Genomic DNA, 14,856 nt, shown 5'->3' with positions numbered 1-14,856 from the left:
TGGTTCTTGGTACGAATTCGGTTAGCCCTCGGCTCCCGGGCTGACGCGCAGCACATAGTTGATGTAGCTCTGCGGGCTGTTGGGCGCATAGGTGATGCTGAAGGGCTGCTGCGGGTTGTCGAGCGTGAACGGCAGTGTCAGCGCATCACCGCAGGTGAGGGTCGGCGTTTCGTAGGCCCAGCCCCAGCGCACGGCGTCAGGCTGCGCGCCGTCGCAGTCCAGCGTCAGGGTAAATTCGCGCAGGTTGTTGGGTGGTTGGGTGTACAGGTTGATGATGACCACCCACAGAATGTCGAGCGCGTCGCCTTCCGGCGTGGAAATGGTGTTGCGGAATGAGCCGTCGCCGTCGCGATCCACTTGCAGCGCGAACACCTCGGCGTCCGGCGCGGCCACCGGGATCAGCGGATTGCGCACGCGGGGCAGCGCCGCGCATACGCCAGAAAAGCGTAGATTTTCCGCGCGCAGCCAACCGCGACGTTCGCCGTAGTTGACCGTCACCCAGCCATCATCCGTCAGGCCGAGCGCGGTCAACTCGGCGACCAGCGTGCCGAGCTCCGCGAATTCCGCGCCAGGGTACGAGCGCACGAGCAGATCGCCGGGAACGGCGCTGCCGACGAGGCACTGCGGCGCCAGTTTGGGCGCATCAACCAGCGGGGCGAGGGTGGGCGCGGATGTGGGCGTGGCGAGTGCGGTTGCCGACACCTGATTGATCGGACACACGGCGGGCTGCATCAGCAGCAGCACGACTAACCCGGCGACCACCGGCAGCAATCCGATCACTAAGGCCTTCGTCCACCCAATCACCGCACACCCCCGAAAGAAATTTATTCGTTACTGTGAACGATAACCGGACTCCCGGCAATCTCATGGACGGGCGGCGTACTCTCACCTGACCGCTGGACTACGCTCAAACGACGACCGTTGGCTCGTGGCTCACGCAGGTTATCGAAAGTGATCTACGGACGGATGGAGGAGTACAGCCGTGAAGCTTTGTCCGAAAAGTCAACAGACTAGGGTCTCGAGCATGACGTCAGAACAATGAAGCAGGCGGTTACACACAATGCCGAACTTGAACGCGGCGGCGCTGGCAGCCAAGCGGGCGAGCACTCGCCAATCGGAATGCGCACGGAGGTGCTTGAGGTCAAAAACGGTAGCGGTGTAACCAGCGCCGGTTTTGGGTATCCTAACGCGGAGCGGGGTGCGGGTTGAGCCAGCACGGTGGCGTGATAACCGCGTTGCCAGCGCCGACGAGGTCGCCGTAACGGGGGTAAAGCGCAACGGAGCGCTCCAAAGAGGCGCACCTGTGTGTGCGCCCCTACGATCACCGCTTTGATATTTCCTGCGCCAGCCCGATGAGCAGGCCTTCCGGACCGCGAATGTAGCAGAGGCGATACGAGTCCTCGTACTGCACCACTTCGCCGACGAGCTGCGCGCCGTGACGGCGGAGGCGAGTGAGCGTGTCGTCGATATCCTCCACCGTGAACATCACCCGCAGGTAGCCCAGCGCGTTCACTGGCGCGTTGCGATGATCGCCGATGACCTGTGGCGCGAGAAAGCGCGACAGCTCGAGGCGGCTGTGACCATCGGGGGTGACCAGCATCGCGATCTCGACGCGCTGCGTGCCCAGTCCGGTCACGCGCCCGGCCCACTCACCTTCGATCAGGGCGCGCCCTTCGAGCCGCAGACCCAGCTCCGCGAAAAACGCGATGGCGTCGTCGAGCGCTTCGACGACGATGCCGACATTATCCATCCGCTTCAGATTGGGTTTGTCTGAACTCATCACGCTCCTCCTATCGTCTATCCCGACCCTCAACCAATTTGGCAGAGAGCGCCAAGACAAGCATATTTTCCCCTCTAACGTAGGAGTGGGGCTGGGGTGAAGGGCGACGCGCTGCGTTTCCAAGTCCCCTCTCCACCCGGAGAAGGGATTGCGGGGTGAGGTTGCTCTACGGCGTGTGTTGATTGCTGCCGAGCGTTCCGTAATCGGGGACGGCGAACATACTCAGGTCGCTAAGCGGCCACCAGCGGAACTTAACCACCCCGTGAATGATGCTCGCGTCAATCGGGCCGTAGTCCCCCGAATCGAGGCTGTGATTGCGGTTATCGCCGAGAATGAAGTACTGGTTTGCGCCGACTTCCCAGTGTCCGCTGTAACGCGGCGCTTCGTTGATGTAATCCTCATGCAGCGGCACACCGTTGATGTACACGCGCCCGCTGCGAATCTCGACCACTTCGCCCGGCAGCCCGATCACGCGCTTGACGATCAGCTCGCCATCGTGGGGCGACGTGAGCACGATGACCTCGCCGCGTTCCGGCGGGCGCGTCATGGTGTCGACGTTGCTGACGAATAAGCGCTCGGTTTCATGCAGGGTCGGTTCCATGCTCGCCCCTTTGACGGCGTAGCGCGGGAAGAATAGATTCAAGAGCAGCGCGAACGCCGCGACGAAGACGAGCGTCTTCACCCAATCGCGTAAAATTGCTGCACCCTGAACGCGACATTCCACCCACCATGAACGATCATAGGGTTGGTAAATCATGCGGAACCTTTCTGAAGAGTCGCCATTTCACTTATAGTACCGTTAAAATGCGCGCCCTGCTTTAGGCCAATCTGACTATCGACCAACGGTGTACAGATTTCGAGTCAACGTTAGGCCGATGCATGCTTTTCTGGGGTCACGATTTCGGATATTATGTTATTTGAAAGCTATTGCGCGATTGGATGTTGCTCATGCTGTGCCTGATAATGCGCCGTGGACCCACACCGGGGGCGATCTTCGAACTGGACGCTGACGAGGTCTCGATCGGTCGTGGAGTTAAGAATCACATTGTCATTCACGATAATGAAGTCAGCCGCGAACACTGCCGCCTCGTGCGGCTGTTGGAAGGCTACGAGCTGCATGATCTCCAGTCGAGCAATGGCACATTTGTCAACGGGCAGCGCGTCATCACCACGTGGATGCTCACGCCGGGCACGTTGATCGAACTCGGCGACTCGATCACCCTCGAATACACGCAGTACGATCCCAAAGAAAAAGAAGTCATGTCGTCGGTGGATGCGCAAACTGCCGCGCGGCTGTTCAACCCGAGCGCGATGCACGGTCTGATGATGACGATGGGGCCAGCGGTCGGCTATTTGTTTGAGCTCAGCAAGCCGGTCATCAAGATCGGGCGCGATCTCTCCAACGATTTCGTCATTCAGGACCCGGAAGTCAGCCGCTTCCACGCGCGGCTGCTGCGCACGCCCAAAGGCTATTCGCTGGAAGACCTGAATTCGACCAACGGCACGGCGCTCAACGCCAAGCTGGTGAAGACGATTCAGCCGCTCCAGCCCAACGACGTGATCAAGCTGGGGTCAATGGTGCAGCTCCAGTTCATCTTCCAGGACAAGACCGTCACCGACAAGCTCGATCCCACGCGCCCGCGCAAGCCGGACGCCGCGCGCGGTCAGGATGAAACGCTCGACAACATCTTCGCCAACAAGCACCGCAATTCCGAATTCGCCGTCAAGCAGACGACGCGGCTCGGCACAGGCGTCGAACCCGGCGCGCTGGTCGACACGATTTTCGTCTCTTACGGACGCAAGGATTGGGAAGGCATCGTCGTGCCGATGATGCTGTCGATGCAGAGCGGCGGGCTGCTGGCATGGGTGGATCAGTATTTAGCGCAGGGCAGCAAAGACTGGATGGCAGCGGTCGAACTGGCGCTCGCCGAATGCTGGCTCATGGTGTTGATCTGGTCAAAAGAGGCCGCGGCGTCCAATTACGTGCGCATTCAGTACCGCTACTTCCTCCAACGTGAGAAACCGCTCGTCATCCTCGCCTGTGATGACACCCCGATTCCCCAAGAGCTGGCCCGCGCCCGCTGTGTCTACTACGACGACAAGAAGATCGGCAATTTCCACAAAATCATCTATGAAATTATTAACTATCGTCGTCAACGTGGCATAATCTAAATTTAAGTTATAATTCACAAACACAATGCAGGACGTTGTGTAGAATCATAATAATGGCATCGCATATGAGCGGCGGATACCGGTTGTGAAGAACAATTCCCATGAACGGCTCTACTTGATGGCACGCGCGCTGCTGCAACCGGACTCCAGCGTGACTGACGCCCTGCAATCAACTCTGACGCTGGGCGCCTCAACGCTCAAGGCAGACCGCGCCGCACTCGTCGTCCTGGACGAGGACTGCGAAATCGCCCAGACTTACGCCCTCCCATCCGAACCGCGCCTGTGGGAACGCCTCACCGCGCAAAACCTGATCAACCTCGCGCTGTACACGCGCCGCCCCGTGAGCGTGCCCGATCTCAGCGCCGACGAGCGCTGGCAGTCGGATGGCTGGAACGGTTCGGCGTACTGTGTGCCCATCCTCTACCAAGAGGAACCGCGGGGCGTCTACCTGCTGCTGGCGCCGACACGCGACCACTTCGACGCCGCGCGCCTGCGCTTCATCGGCGAAATGACCGCGCTCACCGCCGAGGCGCTCGAAAATGGGCGCAAGCTCGCTAAACTGCAGGCGACCGAAGCGCATACACGCCGTTTGTACGAGAAGGCGCAGCAAGATCACGTCGAACACATGCGCTTGGAGCAAATGCGCCGCGATCTCACCGCCATGGTCTACCATGATCTGCGCGGGCCGCTGCAAAATGTCGGCGCGAGCCTGAGCGGGCTGGAGCGGGTGCTCGCCACCGATGAACAGGCTGTCGTTGATGAACTACTGCGCGTCGGCTCGCAGAGCCTGCGCCGCCTCACACGCATGGTGAAAAGCCTGCTCGACATCGAACGCCTCGAAGAAGGCCGCGCCATCGTCGCGCGCCGCTCAACCAAGCTGCACAATCTGGTCTCGGACGCGCTCGAACTGGTCTATCCGCTGGCGCGCGAAGCCGAGCAGCTGCTCGTGCTCGATCTGGACGCGAATCTCCCCGTCGTGAGCGTGGACGCCGACATGATTCTGCGCGTGCTCACCAACTTGATCGAGAATGCGATCAAACACACGCCGACCGGGGGTAAAATCACGGTGAGTGCGGGGATCACCGCCGATGCAATCCGCATCAGTGTGACGGATACCGGGCCGGGCGTACCGCTGCACTTCCACGACGAAATCTTCGACAAGTATTTCCGCATCAAGTATGTGAATGCGCCGAACGGCGTCGGGTTGGGGCTGGCGTTCTGCCGCTTGGCTGTCGAAGCGCACGGCGGCGCGATTTCGGTGGCGAATGGGACGAGTGGCGGAGCGGTGTTCTCGTTCACGCTGCCCATCGAGCAGCAAAACGTCGCGGTGGTGTAACTGAAGTTGTCAGTTCACAGTTATCAGTAAACAGTTAGGGCATCGACTGACGCTGTTTTGAAACATCCGATAGTTTGGGGCGCATGGTTGTGCGCCCCAACGTGTTTATTTTAACGTGAGTTAGGGATAAAACAGCCGAGTAGAGACGAATCTGCGCGCCTGCCGCTCGTATCCGACCCCACCCCCGACCCCTCCCCGAATTCGGGGAGGGGAGACAGATTTCCCCCTCGCCCCGCTTGCGTGGGAGAGGGGGCTAGGGGGTGAGGGGTGTCAATTCCGACAAGGCCGGCCAGTAAGTGCGGAGAATGCCGTGAAACCGGGTTACCTGTCGGTCTTGGGCTTTTGCGGACGCGATAAATCGCGTCCCTACACAACCACACTTTTCTCGTAGGGACGCAATTCATTGCGTCCGCTGTCCCCAAAAAGACTCTATGCTACGGAGCGATTGGCCTGCCTTGGCCTGTTTTGTCGTATTTCGGACACTGGCTTAGGATCCGCTTATCCCTAACTGACGTTATTTCACTGTCAACTGATAACTGACAGCTATTCCGGTTTTGACGCGAGGATGACCGTCCACGTGCCGGACTGCACGGTTTTGCCATCCTGATTGATGATCTTCACTTCCAGCGTGACCGTGCCGCCGCCCAAGCGCCGTGCTTCCTTCTTCTCCAGCACCACCAGTTCGACATGCAGCGTGTCGCCGATGAACACGGGCAAGCTGAACTTCATTTCCAGCCCGCGGAAGGCGATCACTGTGCGTTCCATGAAGCCGAGCTGGTACGCCTGCCCGACCGCATAGCTCAGCGTCAGCATGCCATGCGCGATGCGCTGACCGAAGGCCGAGCCTTTCATATATTCGGCGTCGGTATGCATGGGGTTGTAGTCGCCGGTCAGCCCGGCAAAGGCGACGATGTCTGCTTCGGTGATGGTGCGGCCCCGCGTGACCATCTTCTGCCCCAGTTCAATATCTTCGTAGTACACTCCGCGCGGAGCGTCATCCAGATAACCCATCGCAGTCTCCTTATGGTAGCTCGATCACGTCGAGGCAAGGTTATAGTGAAATTTTCAGCGTCTGACAACCTAAAACACCGTGCGCCGGCAAAGGGTGTTGAAAGCTGAATGGGCAGTCAAATGTGGGCGTTCGTGGGCAATGGGGATCGATGGTAACGCGCACGTCACCGGTCTACAACCCGGTGATGTCATGCCAGAATGTGATCTTTGTCACTTCCCGCCATGACGAATGTGTGAAAAAATTGTGAATATAGATTTACAAAAACTCTTCCCGATCACAGGGACTAAATAGACTTCTTGTAATAATGCTTCTTTACCGCTCCATCCAGCCCCGGATGGAGCTTTCTTTTTGTCTGGGAAACGCGAAACACACCCACGCGCCTCCTCCACATGAACATTACATCTTATGGAAATCAGCGCAAGATCAGCCGTATTGTGATAGAGGCATGCATTGCCCAAGTAAGTTGACCGGTGAGGACATCGACGATGATCGCTCTGCTCACGCTCACGGCGTGGTTCGTTTGGCTGCTGCTTTACTGGAATGGCGGCACAAAAGCGCTGGCTGATATTCGGGCGGCGCAAGATCCGCAGGATCGGCTGGTGCTCATCGGCATCGGCATTTTAACCGTCCTGCTGTCGGTGGTGATGCTGGCCGTGTCGATCAGCGGGGATTTTGCGTCACCCAACGGCCAGTTGGCCTGGAATGGTTTCGTCTTTGTGGCACTGGGGATGAGCGGCGCCTTCTATTCGCGCTGGACGCTGGGACGCTTCTGGACAGCGCAGAATGCAGTGCAAACGGGGCATCGCATCATCACAGAAGGCCTCTACGGCATCGTGCGGCATCCCATCTACGCCTCGATGATTCTGCTGTTTATGGGCATCGCCCTCGTCTACCTGTCCGTACCGATCACCCTGCTGGCGTGGGGCTTGATCGCGCTGTACGCCTACAAAACGCGCGTGGAAGATGCCTATCTTCAAGCGTGTTTACCCGGCTATGCGCGTTACAGCCAGCGGGTCAGCGCGCGGCTCATCCCGTTTGTGTGGTAAACGGACAAGCGCCGCGCTGACATTTTTTCGCAGTTATGCTGACGAGAGTGCATGGGGGTCGAACCCACCGCCGCCTGTCTATGCAGCCAGCCACCGATTTTGAAGATCGGGACGCCCACCGGGACGCAAACACCCCCACGAGAAGTTTACAGTAGACAGTGTTCAATTCACAGTCAGAGCTCAGGCCAAGCCACGGACTGTGAACTGATCACTGTGATCTTAAAACAGTGAGAGTTATGGATAGCGCTTCTCTGACCCCACCCCCAACCCCTCGCCGAATTCAGGGAGGGGAGACAGTTTTAACAATCGAGGGGATTGTAGGGACGCCCAACGGGGCGTCCGCCGGAATAGGGGCGCAACGGACGCGCCGTTGCGCGTCCCTACAAACCACGTATTCCCTCAAACGAGCTCCTTAAGGGTTCCCCATGTTAAAAGTGTCCTGTCCTCAACCGAATTCAAGGAGGGGAGACAGCCAAAACAGTGTTCGTCTCCCCTCTCCCCGCTTGCGTGGGAGAGGGGTTGGGGGTGAGGGGGATGCACGAATGAGGCTTATCCCTAACTGACGTTAAAACAGCGAAAGCTGCGTCGGGGGTTTGTCCTCCGGCTTCTCTTCCGGCTTCGACACGGCTACATCGGCGGGGCTGGACTGCGGCGGAACGTAGTTGGGTGGCGCGTCGTCACCAGCGGAAGGGGGCGGCGGTGCGCCCTGCGCACGCAGCGCCCGGACTTTCGCCAGAATCTCCGGAATGCGGCGGAAGTCGGCGACCATCAGCGGTTCCTGCGTCGGGTTGCGCAGAATCGCCGCCGGGTGAAACAGCGGATAGTAGGCGCGCCCGTTTTCGAACTTCGGCTGGCCGTGAATCTGCGTGATTTTGCCGCCGGGGAAGTAGCGCGCCATGCTGAAGCGCCCGAGCGTGACAATCATCAGCGGATCGATCAGGTTGATCTGCTGATCGAGGTACGGCTTGCAGGTTTCGATTTCGAACGGCAGCGGGTCACGGTTATCCGGCGGGCGGCACTTGACCACGTTGGTGATGAAGACCTGATCGCGCGACAGGCCGATCAGCTTGAACATCTTCTCGAGATAATCACCCGAGCGCCCGACGAAGGGCAGCCCCTTCTGGTCTTCGTTAAAACCCGGGCCTTCGCCGATGAACATGATCTCCGTGTGGTAGCTGCCCGCGCCGGGAACCGCGCGCGTGCGTGACTTATGTAGGTCACACAGCGTGCAGGTGCGCACTTCGGCGGCGATCTGATTCAGCGCGTCGATCCGGACTTCGCTCATGTTCACACTCCCTCAAATTGCGAATGTCTGTTCCAAGTATAGCGTGAGATCGGCGCGATTGTACCGTCTCCGCGGCGAATACCCCACTTCTCCGGGAAAACGTGCGCGAGCTGCGGCTGACGGGACGGCCACGCGACCGCCCCGTTTAGGAACTGGTTTCCGGGGAATTACGTCGATTTCAGCCGCAGCTCGGTGATTTCGCCGATGCGTTCCTGAATCCGGTGGATGTAGGGTGGGATGTGCGGGGCAGCGTCCGGTCCGCCGAGCGAGTCGAGCAAGCGGGTGAGCGTATCCACGAGCGCTTCGAGCGCGTACGGCGACGACGCCGAGGCGAGATCGAACACGGAGGTGAGCGCATCCTCGGCTTCGTCGATTTTACCTAGCGCCAGGCGCGAGGTCAGCAGGTCCGCATACGCCCAGTAGTTGTCGACTTCCGCCTGCACTTCCCCACGCGCCAAGCGTTCGACGCGGCGGAAGGTTTGCAGCATCTGCTCCCGGTTGTGCCGTCCCATGTAGAGCATGGCGAGGTTGCTGAACGGGTACGACGAGTGCGGGGTGACTTTCGCCGCCTGTTCATACGCGTAGATCGCCTGATCGATCTGGCCGCGGCGGCGGTACAGCCCGCCGAGCGAGCCCCACCACGATTCGCTGTCATCGTCGACCAGCTTGGGCGAGAGGCGCAGCGCTTTGATCAGATGCGCTTCGGCCTTGTTGAGCATTTCGTCGCGTTCCAACCCCTCGGGCAGCTTGTCGCCGATGCGGCGGTACACATAGCCGAGCGCGGCCATCGCCAGATGAAATTCCGGGTCGATGCTGAGTGCCTGCTGCAAATGGCGTTCCGCATCCGAAAGCTGGCCGCTCTGCACGTACACATAGCCGAGGCGATAGTGAATGAGCGGATTATCTTCGTCCAGCTTGAGCGCGCGCATGTAGGTATCCGCCGCGCCCTGCAAGTCCTGTGCCCGGTATTGACGTTCGCCCAGTGGCAGGAGCGAGAGCGCGAGCGTCGCCTGTTCGGTGGCTTTGCGCTGCCGTTCGAGGCTTTGCAGGAGCGTGGTGCTCATGGCTTGCAGCGCATTTTCTTTTTCGGTGAGCTCGGTCTGGAAACGACTGCGCAGATCGGTGAGTTCCGCATCGACGCGCTGCCGGGCTTTCGCGAGTTCGCTCTGCGCCGAGAACAACCGCGTCACGCCGATCACGCCGAGCGAACCGCCCGCAATCGCAATCGCCACGCTGATCGCCTCAAAGATGCCGAGGAAACGGCTGGCATCTTCGGCGTAGCGCGCAGCTTCTTCCATGGAGCGCCGTGCGTCGTCGGCATCCTGCGCGACTTGCTGCGCGAGCGCCTCATCAATAGTCAGCGTAGCCGCAGGAACGGGCGTCGTCTCCTGAGCAGAAACGGCGCTCGCGATGAGCAAACAGACGATCAGCGCAGCGATTAAGCGCATGGATACACGCTCCTAGATACCATGAAAATTCTCTAGCCAGCGGCGCAGCATGTCCGCGCCGGACTTCATCGGAATGAAATGGAGATTGCCGTCACGCAAAATCTCCGTGATCTTCACATCGTCACTCGTGCCCGCTTTTTTGGCGGCGGCCAGCTCATCGGCGAAGCGGCCGCTACCTTCCAGCACCAGCAGCGGGATTTCCGGATGATAGCGCGTCACGCGATGCACTTCATTGCGTACGATTTCGCCGCCGTTGATGATGAAACCGAGCAGCTTCTGCGCGCCATTGCCGGAGAGCGCCAGCGCCGTGTGCACAATCGTATCGGATTCCGCGCCGAAGTCATCCCCTTCGGTGAGGATAAAATGCGAGTGAAACGCATCAAGATCGGCGAGGCGCTTTTTCGGCTCATGGCCGGGGTAAAACACGACGGCTTCGGGCGCGACGCCGATCAGCGGGAAGGTGTAGTTGCGCCGCTGCCGCGCCAGACCGATGAGCGACATCACGCCGGTTGAGGTGCCGCCATCGATCAGGCTGATGCCCTGCTCGTGTAAAAAGCGCGCCAGCCCATCTTCGATGGTGGTGCGCGTCAGGCTCATGGCATTGACATCCATGTTACCCGCACCCCCGCTGATGAAGATGGTCGGGACGGGATGAGCGAGATTCAAACTTTCGACGATCTGAGCTCCCGGCGTGGTCAGCTTCACACGCACGGCGACCGGAGTTTTGCCATTCGGATATTGAATCGTGAAGGTGTCGAGCTTACTGCCAGAAGAGGCGGACGAAGTGCTTCCGCCGAACAGTCGTTTTAGCAAATCCATGGCCTATCTCCGGCGTGTTTCACATGTATGCCGTTCATTATAGGCCAGAACCCAAAAAGGCGATGAAACTCGCCCGCTGGCAGAGCGGATCCCTGTTTTATTGGGGGCTAACAGGTTGGGGAAGGATGAAGGCATAGTCGAGGGTCGCACAGGGCAGAGTTCGTGGTCTGCCCTGATGCGTAAAAACACGGTTTTACTATTTCAGTTCCGAAGTACAGTTGGGGCAGCGGGTCGCCTTGATCGCCACGGTCGAATAGCAGTACGGGCATTCCTTGGTCGTGGGCGGGGCATCCGCAGCGGCGGCCTTCGGCTTGTCCAGACCGGACTTGAGGCGATTGACCGAGCGGATGATCATGAACAGCACGAACGCCACGATCAGGAAGTTGATGACCGCATTGAGGAACACGCCAATATTGAGCGTGACCGCGCCTGCCGTTTTCGCTGCTTCCAGCGTCGCATACGGCCCAGCCGCCGTCGCCCCATCTTTGAGGACGATGAACAGGTCAGTGAAGTTGACACCACCCGTGATCAGCCCAATGATCGGCGTGATGAGATCGGCAACCAGTGAGCCGACAATCGCCGTGAAGGCCGCGCCGATAATGATACCGACGGCAAGGTCGAGTACATTGCCCCGCATAATAAATTCACGAAATTCCTTGATCATCATCAACTCCTTTGCTAGTCTTTGCGAATGGTGTGACAAATCGTCGTATATACATTTCATGAGTTTAGCGTAATTTATGGAATCTACTAATCGATTCGTAGACATGCTTCTCGCGTGGTACGAGCGCACAGCGGCCGATCTGCCCTGGCGCGCGTCGCACGACGCCTACCGCGTGTGGCTGTCCGAAATCATGCTCCAGCAGACGCAGGTCGAAACGGTCAAGCCGTATTACGAGCGCTTCCTCAGCGCCTACCCGACCGTGAGCGATCTCGCCGCCGCGCCGCTCGACGATGTGCTCAAATTGTGGGAAGGCCTCGGCTATTATTCGCGAGCGCGTAATCTGCACCGTGCCGCGCAGGCGGTCGCCGCGCAGGGCGGTGACTTCCCGCGCACCGTCGACGAGCTGTTGGCGCTGCCGGGTATCGGGCGCTATACGGCAGGCGCGATCGCCAGCATTGCCTACGGCGTGCGGGCGCCCGTGCTCGACGGTAATGTGATCCGCGTGTACGCCCGCCTGCTCGACTTACCGGACGATGTCACGCAGACGGCGACGCAGGCCAAGCTGTGGGATCAAGCGGAAGCGTGGCTGCCCGAACAGCGCGCCGGGGATTACAATCAGGCGCTCATGGATTTGGGGCGGCTGGTGTGCAAGCCGAAGAAGCCGCTGTGCGGCCCATGCCCGATCCGCGACGACTGCTTAGCGTATCAACGCGGCACGCAGGACGAGCGCCCGGTCAAGAAGGCGAAAGCGCCCACACCGCACTATGACGTCACCGCCGGAATGATCTGGAATGAGCGGGGCGAACTGCTGATCGCGCAGCGCCCGCTGGATGGGTTGTTGGGCGGGCTCTGGGAGTTCCCCGGCGGCAAGCAGGAAGACGGCGAAACGCTGCCCGATTGCTTGCAGCGTGAACTGCGGGAGGAACTGGCGATTGAGGTCGAGGTCGGGGAACTGTTCACCCGTGTGGAGCACGGTTTCACGCATTTTCGCATCACGCTGCATGCCTTCACCTGCCGCTATGTGAGCGGTGAGCCGCAGGCGCTCGGCGTACGCGACTGGAAATGGGTGCTGCCCGGCGAATTGAGCCGCTACTCGTTCGGCAAGGCAGATCGACAGGTGATTGACGCGCTGGACTCCCGGCGCGGCAGGTTGTTTTAGGCGTTGCGAGACGCTTGTGAAGCACTGAGCGCAGAGAGTACTTAGGGGGATTGACCATGTCTATCGTCGGTGCGTACCGGCTGCTCGATCAAATCAGCATTTATCCGAGCGGGAAAACTGAACATCCACGTGGCGAACAGCCGACCGGCCTGCTGCTCTACACCGCCGACGGGCGCATGTCAGTGCATCTGCTGCGCAGCGACCGCGCGGTTTCCGGCAGCTTCAACAGTCTCGAAACCGCGCTCAACGAGTACCTCGGCTACTACGGCACGTATGTCGTTAACGAAGCGACCAAGACCATCACGCATCACGTCGAAGGCAGTTCGTTCCCCAGTTGGATCGGCACCGACCTTGTGCGCGGCTTCGAGTGGGATGGCGAACGGCTCATCTTGCGGGCGGAGATGGGCAGCACCACGCGCATCCTCACCTGGCAGCGCATCAGCCGGGGGTAGCGCGGTCAGGAAACAAGGCATGAGGCTACCAAAACTCACCCCTATATCCCCTTTCCGGGTGGAGATGGGTCTTGAAAACCCTGTTCGTCTCCCCGCCCTGAATTCGGGGCTGACAGGGGTAGGTTTTCAATCGTAGGGACGAGGCGGGCCTCGTCCTCCTGTGCCAACACGACCGTAACCCTAGTTGCTAAAACGATCTTTTGCTTTCACGGATCACATGCTTTTGGCCAATCCAGAGTAAAAACAGGACTTTTGGCTCAGAAAACCTGTGTTGCATGGCGCAGTGCTATGAATCGACTCCTAGCAGATTTCGGTGTGCGCTTGCGATCATATCCACTATATATATTCAGGCATTCACGCACCCCACGCCGTAAGCGCCCCCGTCTGAGGCGATCACTCCCGCTAAGTGGCTCTTAAATAGTTTCTAACAATTGATTATTAGTACCTAAAGTCTATGCAAAATTCAGGAAAGACAAGGATTCTGGCAAAAGTGATCGTTGTAGACTAAAGATACGCTCGGAACTTTGGAGTTCGTATGTTGCCTGCTACATCGATCCTGGATCGCACCGAAAACCACCAGCGCACCGGTCGGCTTCTGATCGTGGATGACGATTACACGACGCTGGCGCTCATGAAGCGGCTGTTTATGTCCGACTATGAATTATTCACGGCGAGCAATGGTGAAGATGCGCTCGCATTGCTGGAGCACACGGCCGTTGATACCGTGCTCCTCGACGTGAATATGCCGCGCATGGACGGGTTTACCTGCCTCGAAATCATCCGGCGTCAGGAAGCGACCCGCCGTCTCCCCGTCATCATCGTATCCGCGCACAGCGATACGCGCGATGTGGTTCAGGGCTTGCAACTGGGTGCAAACGATTTCATTTCCAAGCCGATCAACACGCAGATCACGCTGGCGCGTGTGCGCACGCAGGTGCAGCTCAAACGCGCGAACGACGAAAAAGACGAGATGATCACGCGTCTCAATCAGACGCAGGAATTCCAGAACCACTTCTATCGCATCGTCACGCATGACCTCAAAGCGCCGCTCACCAATCTGCGCCTCGGCCACTACATGCTGCGTGACCTCGTGGGGAACCAGAATGACAACGCGCACGGCGTGCTCGATAACATGGATGTCGCGGTTAATTCGATGCTGGAAATGATTCACAGCTTCCTCGACGCGACCGAATATCATCAGGGCGAATTTCGCATTCAGCCCGAACCGCTGAACGCGGGTGATCACGTGCGGCGCGCGCTCGATCAACATGGCCCGTCGGCTGACCGCAAAGGCATCCAGTTGACCGCCGAATCGTGCGACTGCGTCGTGCTGGCCGACAATATGATGCTGGGACAAATGCTGGACAACCTTGTCAGCAACGCGATCAAGTTCAGCACCGCGGGCACGACCGTGCATATCTCCGCGGGTGAGCGCAGCGACTGCGTGCGCGTCTCGGTCGCCGATCAGGGGCCGGGCGTGCCGCCGGACGAACGCGAGCGCCTGTTCGAGATGTTTGGTCGGCTGACGCCGCGCCCCACCGGGCAGGAAACGAGCACGGGACTCGGCTTGTGGATCGTCAAGACGCTGGCGGCGGCGCAGGGTGGCCGGGTCGGCGCGGACTTCCCCGCCGATGGCGGCTCGATCTTCTGGTTTGAACTGCCCAAAGTCTAGACCAACTGGAA

Annotated in this window: 14 protein-coding genes and 1 tRNA gene; 6 read left to right on the top strand and 9 right to left on the bottom strand. The window is 59.4% G+C overall.

Going from position 1 to position 14,856, the window contains the following annotated elements; translation table 11 throughout:
• Positions 1-21: 21 nt before the first annotated feature.
• The 3 genes from IPK17_RS09265 to lepB all read right to left on the bottom strand — a co-directional run bounded on the left by IPK17_RS09265 (position 22) and on the right by lepB (position 2,537).
• The gene (locus IPK17_RS09265; protein WP_343417407.1) at positions 22-780 is read right to left on the bottom strand and encodes an SH3 domain-containing protein; all 759 of its coding nucleotides are present in this window, start codon (positions 778-780) and stop codon (positions 22-24) included.
• A gap of 541 nt (positions 781-1,321) precedes the next feature.
• A complete protein-coding gene (locus IPK17_RS09260) occupies positions 1,322-1,780 on the bottom strand; it encodes a VOC family protein (RefSeq protein ID WP_343417406.1) in 459 nt (152 codons plus the stop codon).
• Positions 1,781-1,946: 166 nt separating this feature from the next.
• Positions 1,947-2,537, bottom strand: coding sequence for a signal peptidase I (gene lepB, locus IPK17_RS09255; RefSeq protein ID WP_343417405.1), 591 nt, complete (start codon positions 2,535-2,537; stop codon positions 1,947-1,949).
• A 191-nt stretch (positions 2,538-2,728) separates the two neighbouring features.
• Between lepB and IPK17_RS09250 the strand changes: the two genes are divergently transcribed.
• Positions 2,729-3,952, top strand: a complete 1,224-nt coding sequence (locus tag IPK17_RS09250; protein ID WP_343417404.1) for an FHA domain-containing protein — start codon at positions 2,729-2,731, stop codon at positions 3,950-3,952.
• 85 nt (positions 3,953-4,037) lie between these two features.
• A complete protein-coding gene (locus tag IPK17_RS09245) occupies positions 4,038-5,288 on the top strand; it encodes a sensor histidine kinase (protein WP_343417403.1) in 1,251 nt (416 codons plus the stop codon).
• A gap of 543 nt (positions 5,289-5,831) precedes the next feature.
• Here IPK17_RS09245 and IPK17_RS09240 read toward each other — a convergent pair.
• Positions 5,832-6,299, bottom strand: coding sequence for a MaoC/PaaZ C-terminal domain-containing protein (locus IPK17_RS09240; protein ID WP_343417402.1), 468 nt, complete (start codon positions 6,297-6,299; stop codon positions 5,832-5,834).
• Positions 6,300-6,785: 486 nt separating this feature from the next.
• On the opposite strand from IPK17_RS09240, the gene IPK17_RS09235 reads away from it, so the two are divergent.
• Positions 6,786-7,346: a methyltransferase family protein gene (locus IPK17_RS09235; protein ID WP_343417401.1), complete on the top strand. Its 561-nt coding sequence runs from the start codon at positions 6,786-6,788 to the stop codon at positions 7,344-7,346.
• Positions 7,347-7,388: 42 nt separating this feature from the next.
• Here IPK17_RS09235 and IPK17_RS09230 read toward each other — a convergent pair.
• The 5 genes from IPK17_RS09230 to mscL all read right to left on the bottom strand — a co-directional run bounded on the left by IPK17_RS09230 (position 7,389) and on the right by mscL (position 11,562).
• Positions 7,389-7,483 (bottom strand) — tRNA-Sec (locus IPK17_RS09230).
• Positions 7,484-7,911: 428 nt separating this feature from the next.
• Positions 7,912-8,631 carry a uracil-DNA glycosylase gene (locus IPK17_RS09225; protein WP_343417400.1) on the bottom strand — a complete coding sequence of 240 codons (720 nt, stop codon included), beginning with the start codon at positions 8,629-8,631 and terminating at the stop codon, positions 7,912-7,914.
• A gap of 167 nt (positions 8,632-8,798) precedes the next feature.
• The gene (locus IPK17_RS09220; protein WP_343417399.1) at positions 8,799-10,079 is read right to left on the bottom strand and encodes a tetratricopeptide repeat protein; all 1,281 of its coding nucleotides are present in this window, start codon (positions 10,077-10,079) and stop codon (positions 8,799-8,801) included.
• Between the two features lie 12 nt (positions 10,080-10,091).
• Entirely contained in the window at positions 10,092-10,898 is an 807-nt protein-coding gene (locus IPK17_RS09215; RefSeq protein ID WP_343417398.1) for a TRP family putative cation channel, read from the bottom strand.
• Positions 10,899-11,094: 196 nt separating this feature from the next.
• Positions 11,095-11,562, bottom strand: a complete 468-nt coding sequence (gene mscL, locus IPK17_RS09210; protein WP_343417465.1) for a large conductance mechanosensitive channel protein MscL — start codon at positions 11,560-11,562, stop codon at positions 11,095-11,097.
• A gap of 103 nt (positions 11,563-11,665) precedes the next feature.
• Between mscL and mutY the strand changes: the two genes are divergently transcribed.
• The 3 genes from mutY (at position 11,666) to IPK17_RS09195 (ending at position 14,845) form a co-directional block, all read left to right on the top strand.
• On the top strand, positions 11,666-12,721 hold the full coding sequence (gene mutY, locus IPK17_RS09205) for an A/G-specific adenine glycosylase (protein ID WP_343417397.1): 1,056 nt from the start codon (positions 11,666-11,668) through the stop codon (positions 12,719-12,721).
• Positions 12,722-12,777: 56 nt separating this feature from the next.
• Positions 12,778-13,173, top strand: coding sequence for a lipocalin-like domain-containing protein (locus tag IPK17_RS09200; RefSeq protein WP_343417396.1), 396 nt, complete (start codon positions 12,778-12,780; stop codon positions 13,171-13,173).
• A gap of 535 nt (positions 13,174-13,708) precedes the next feature.
• Positions 13,709-14,845 carry a hybrid sensor histidine kinase/response regulator gene (locus tag IPK17_RS09195; protein ID WP_343417395.1) on the top strand — a complete coding sequence of 379 codons (1,137 nt, stop codon included), beginning with the start codon at positions 13,709-13,711 and terminating at the stop codon, positions 14,843-14,845.
• Positions 14,846-14,856: the final 11 nt, after the last annotated feature.

The organism is Candidatus Flexifilum breve (assembly GCF_016713355.1).
This window is presented reverse-complemented; position numbering and strand designations above follow the sequence as displayed.

What these genes read in the sequence shown, in the direction of transcription:
- IPK17_RS09260 (WP_343417406.1), bottom strand. Translation starts at nt 1,780, where the DNA reads ATGAGTTCAGACAAACCCAATCTGAAGCGGATGGATAATGTCGGCATC.
- lepB (WP_343417405.1), bottom strand. Translation starts at nt 2,537, where the DNA reads ATGATTTACCAACCCTATGATCGTTCATGGTGGGTGGAATGTCGCGTT.
- IPK17_RS09250 (WP_343417404.1), top strand. Translation starts at nt 2,729, where the DNA reads ATGCTGTGCCTGATAATGCGCCGTGGACCCACACCGGGGGCGATCTTC.
- IPK17_RS09240 (WP_343417402.1), bottom strand. Translation starts at nt 6,299, where the DNA reads ATGGGTTATCTGGATGACGCTCCGCGCGGAGTGTACTACGAAGATATT.
- IPK17_RS09235 (WP_343417401.1), top strand. Translation starts at nt 6,786, where the DNA reads ATGATCGCTCTGCTCACGCTCACGGCGTGGTTCGTTTGGCTGCTGCTT.
- IPK17_RS09225 (WP_343417400.1), bottom strand. Translation starts at nt 8,631, where the DNA reads ATGAGCGAAGTCCGGATCGACGCGCTGAATCAGATCGCCGCCGAAGTG.
- IPK17_RS09220 (WP_343417399.1), bottom strand. Translation starts at nt 10,079, where the DNA reads ATGCGCTTAATCGCTGCGCTGATCGTCTGTTTGCTCATCGCGAGCGCC.
- IPK17_RS09215 (WP_343417398.1), bottom strand. Translation starts at nt 10,898, where the DNA reads ATGGATTTGCTAAAACGACTGTTCGGCGGAAGCACTTCGTCCGCCTCT.
- mscL (WP_343417465.1), bottom strand. Translation starts at nt 11,562, where the DNA reads ATGATCAAGGAATTTCGTGAATTTATTATGCGGGGCAATGTACTCGAC.
- mutY (WP_343417397.1), top strand. Translation starts at nt 11,666, where the DNA reads ATGCTTCTCGCGTGGTACGAGCGCACAGCGGCCGATCTGCCCTGGCGC.
- IPK17_RS09200 (WP_343417396.1), top strand. Translation starts at nt 12,778, where the DNA reads ATGTCTATCGTCGGTGCGTACCGGCTGCTCGATCAAATCAGCATTTAT.
- IPK17_RS09195 (WP_343417395.1), top strand. Translation starts at nt 13,709, where the DNA reads ATGTTGCCTGCTACATCGATCCTGGATCGCACCGAAAACCACCAGCGC.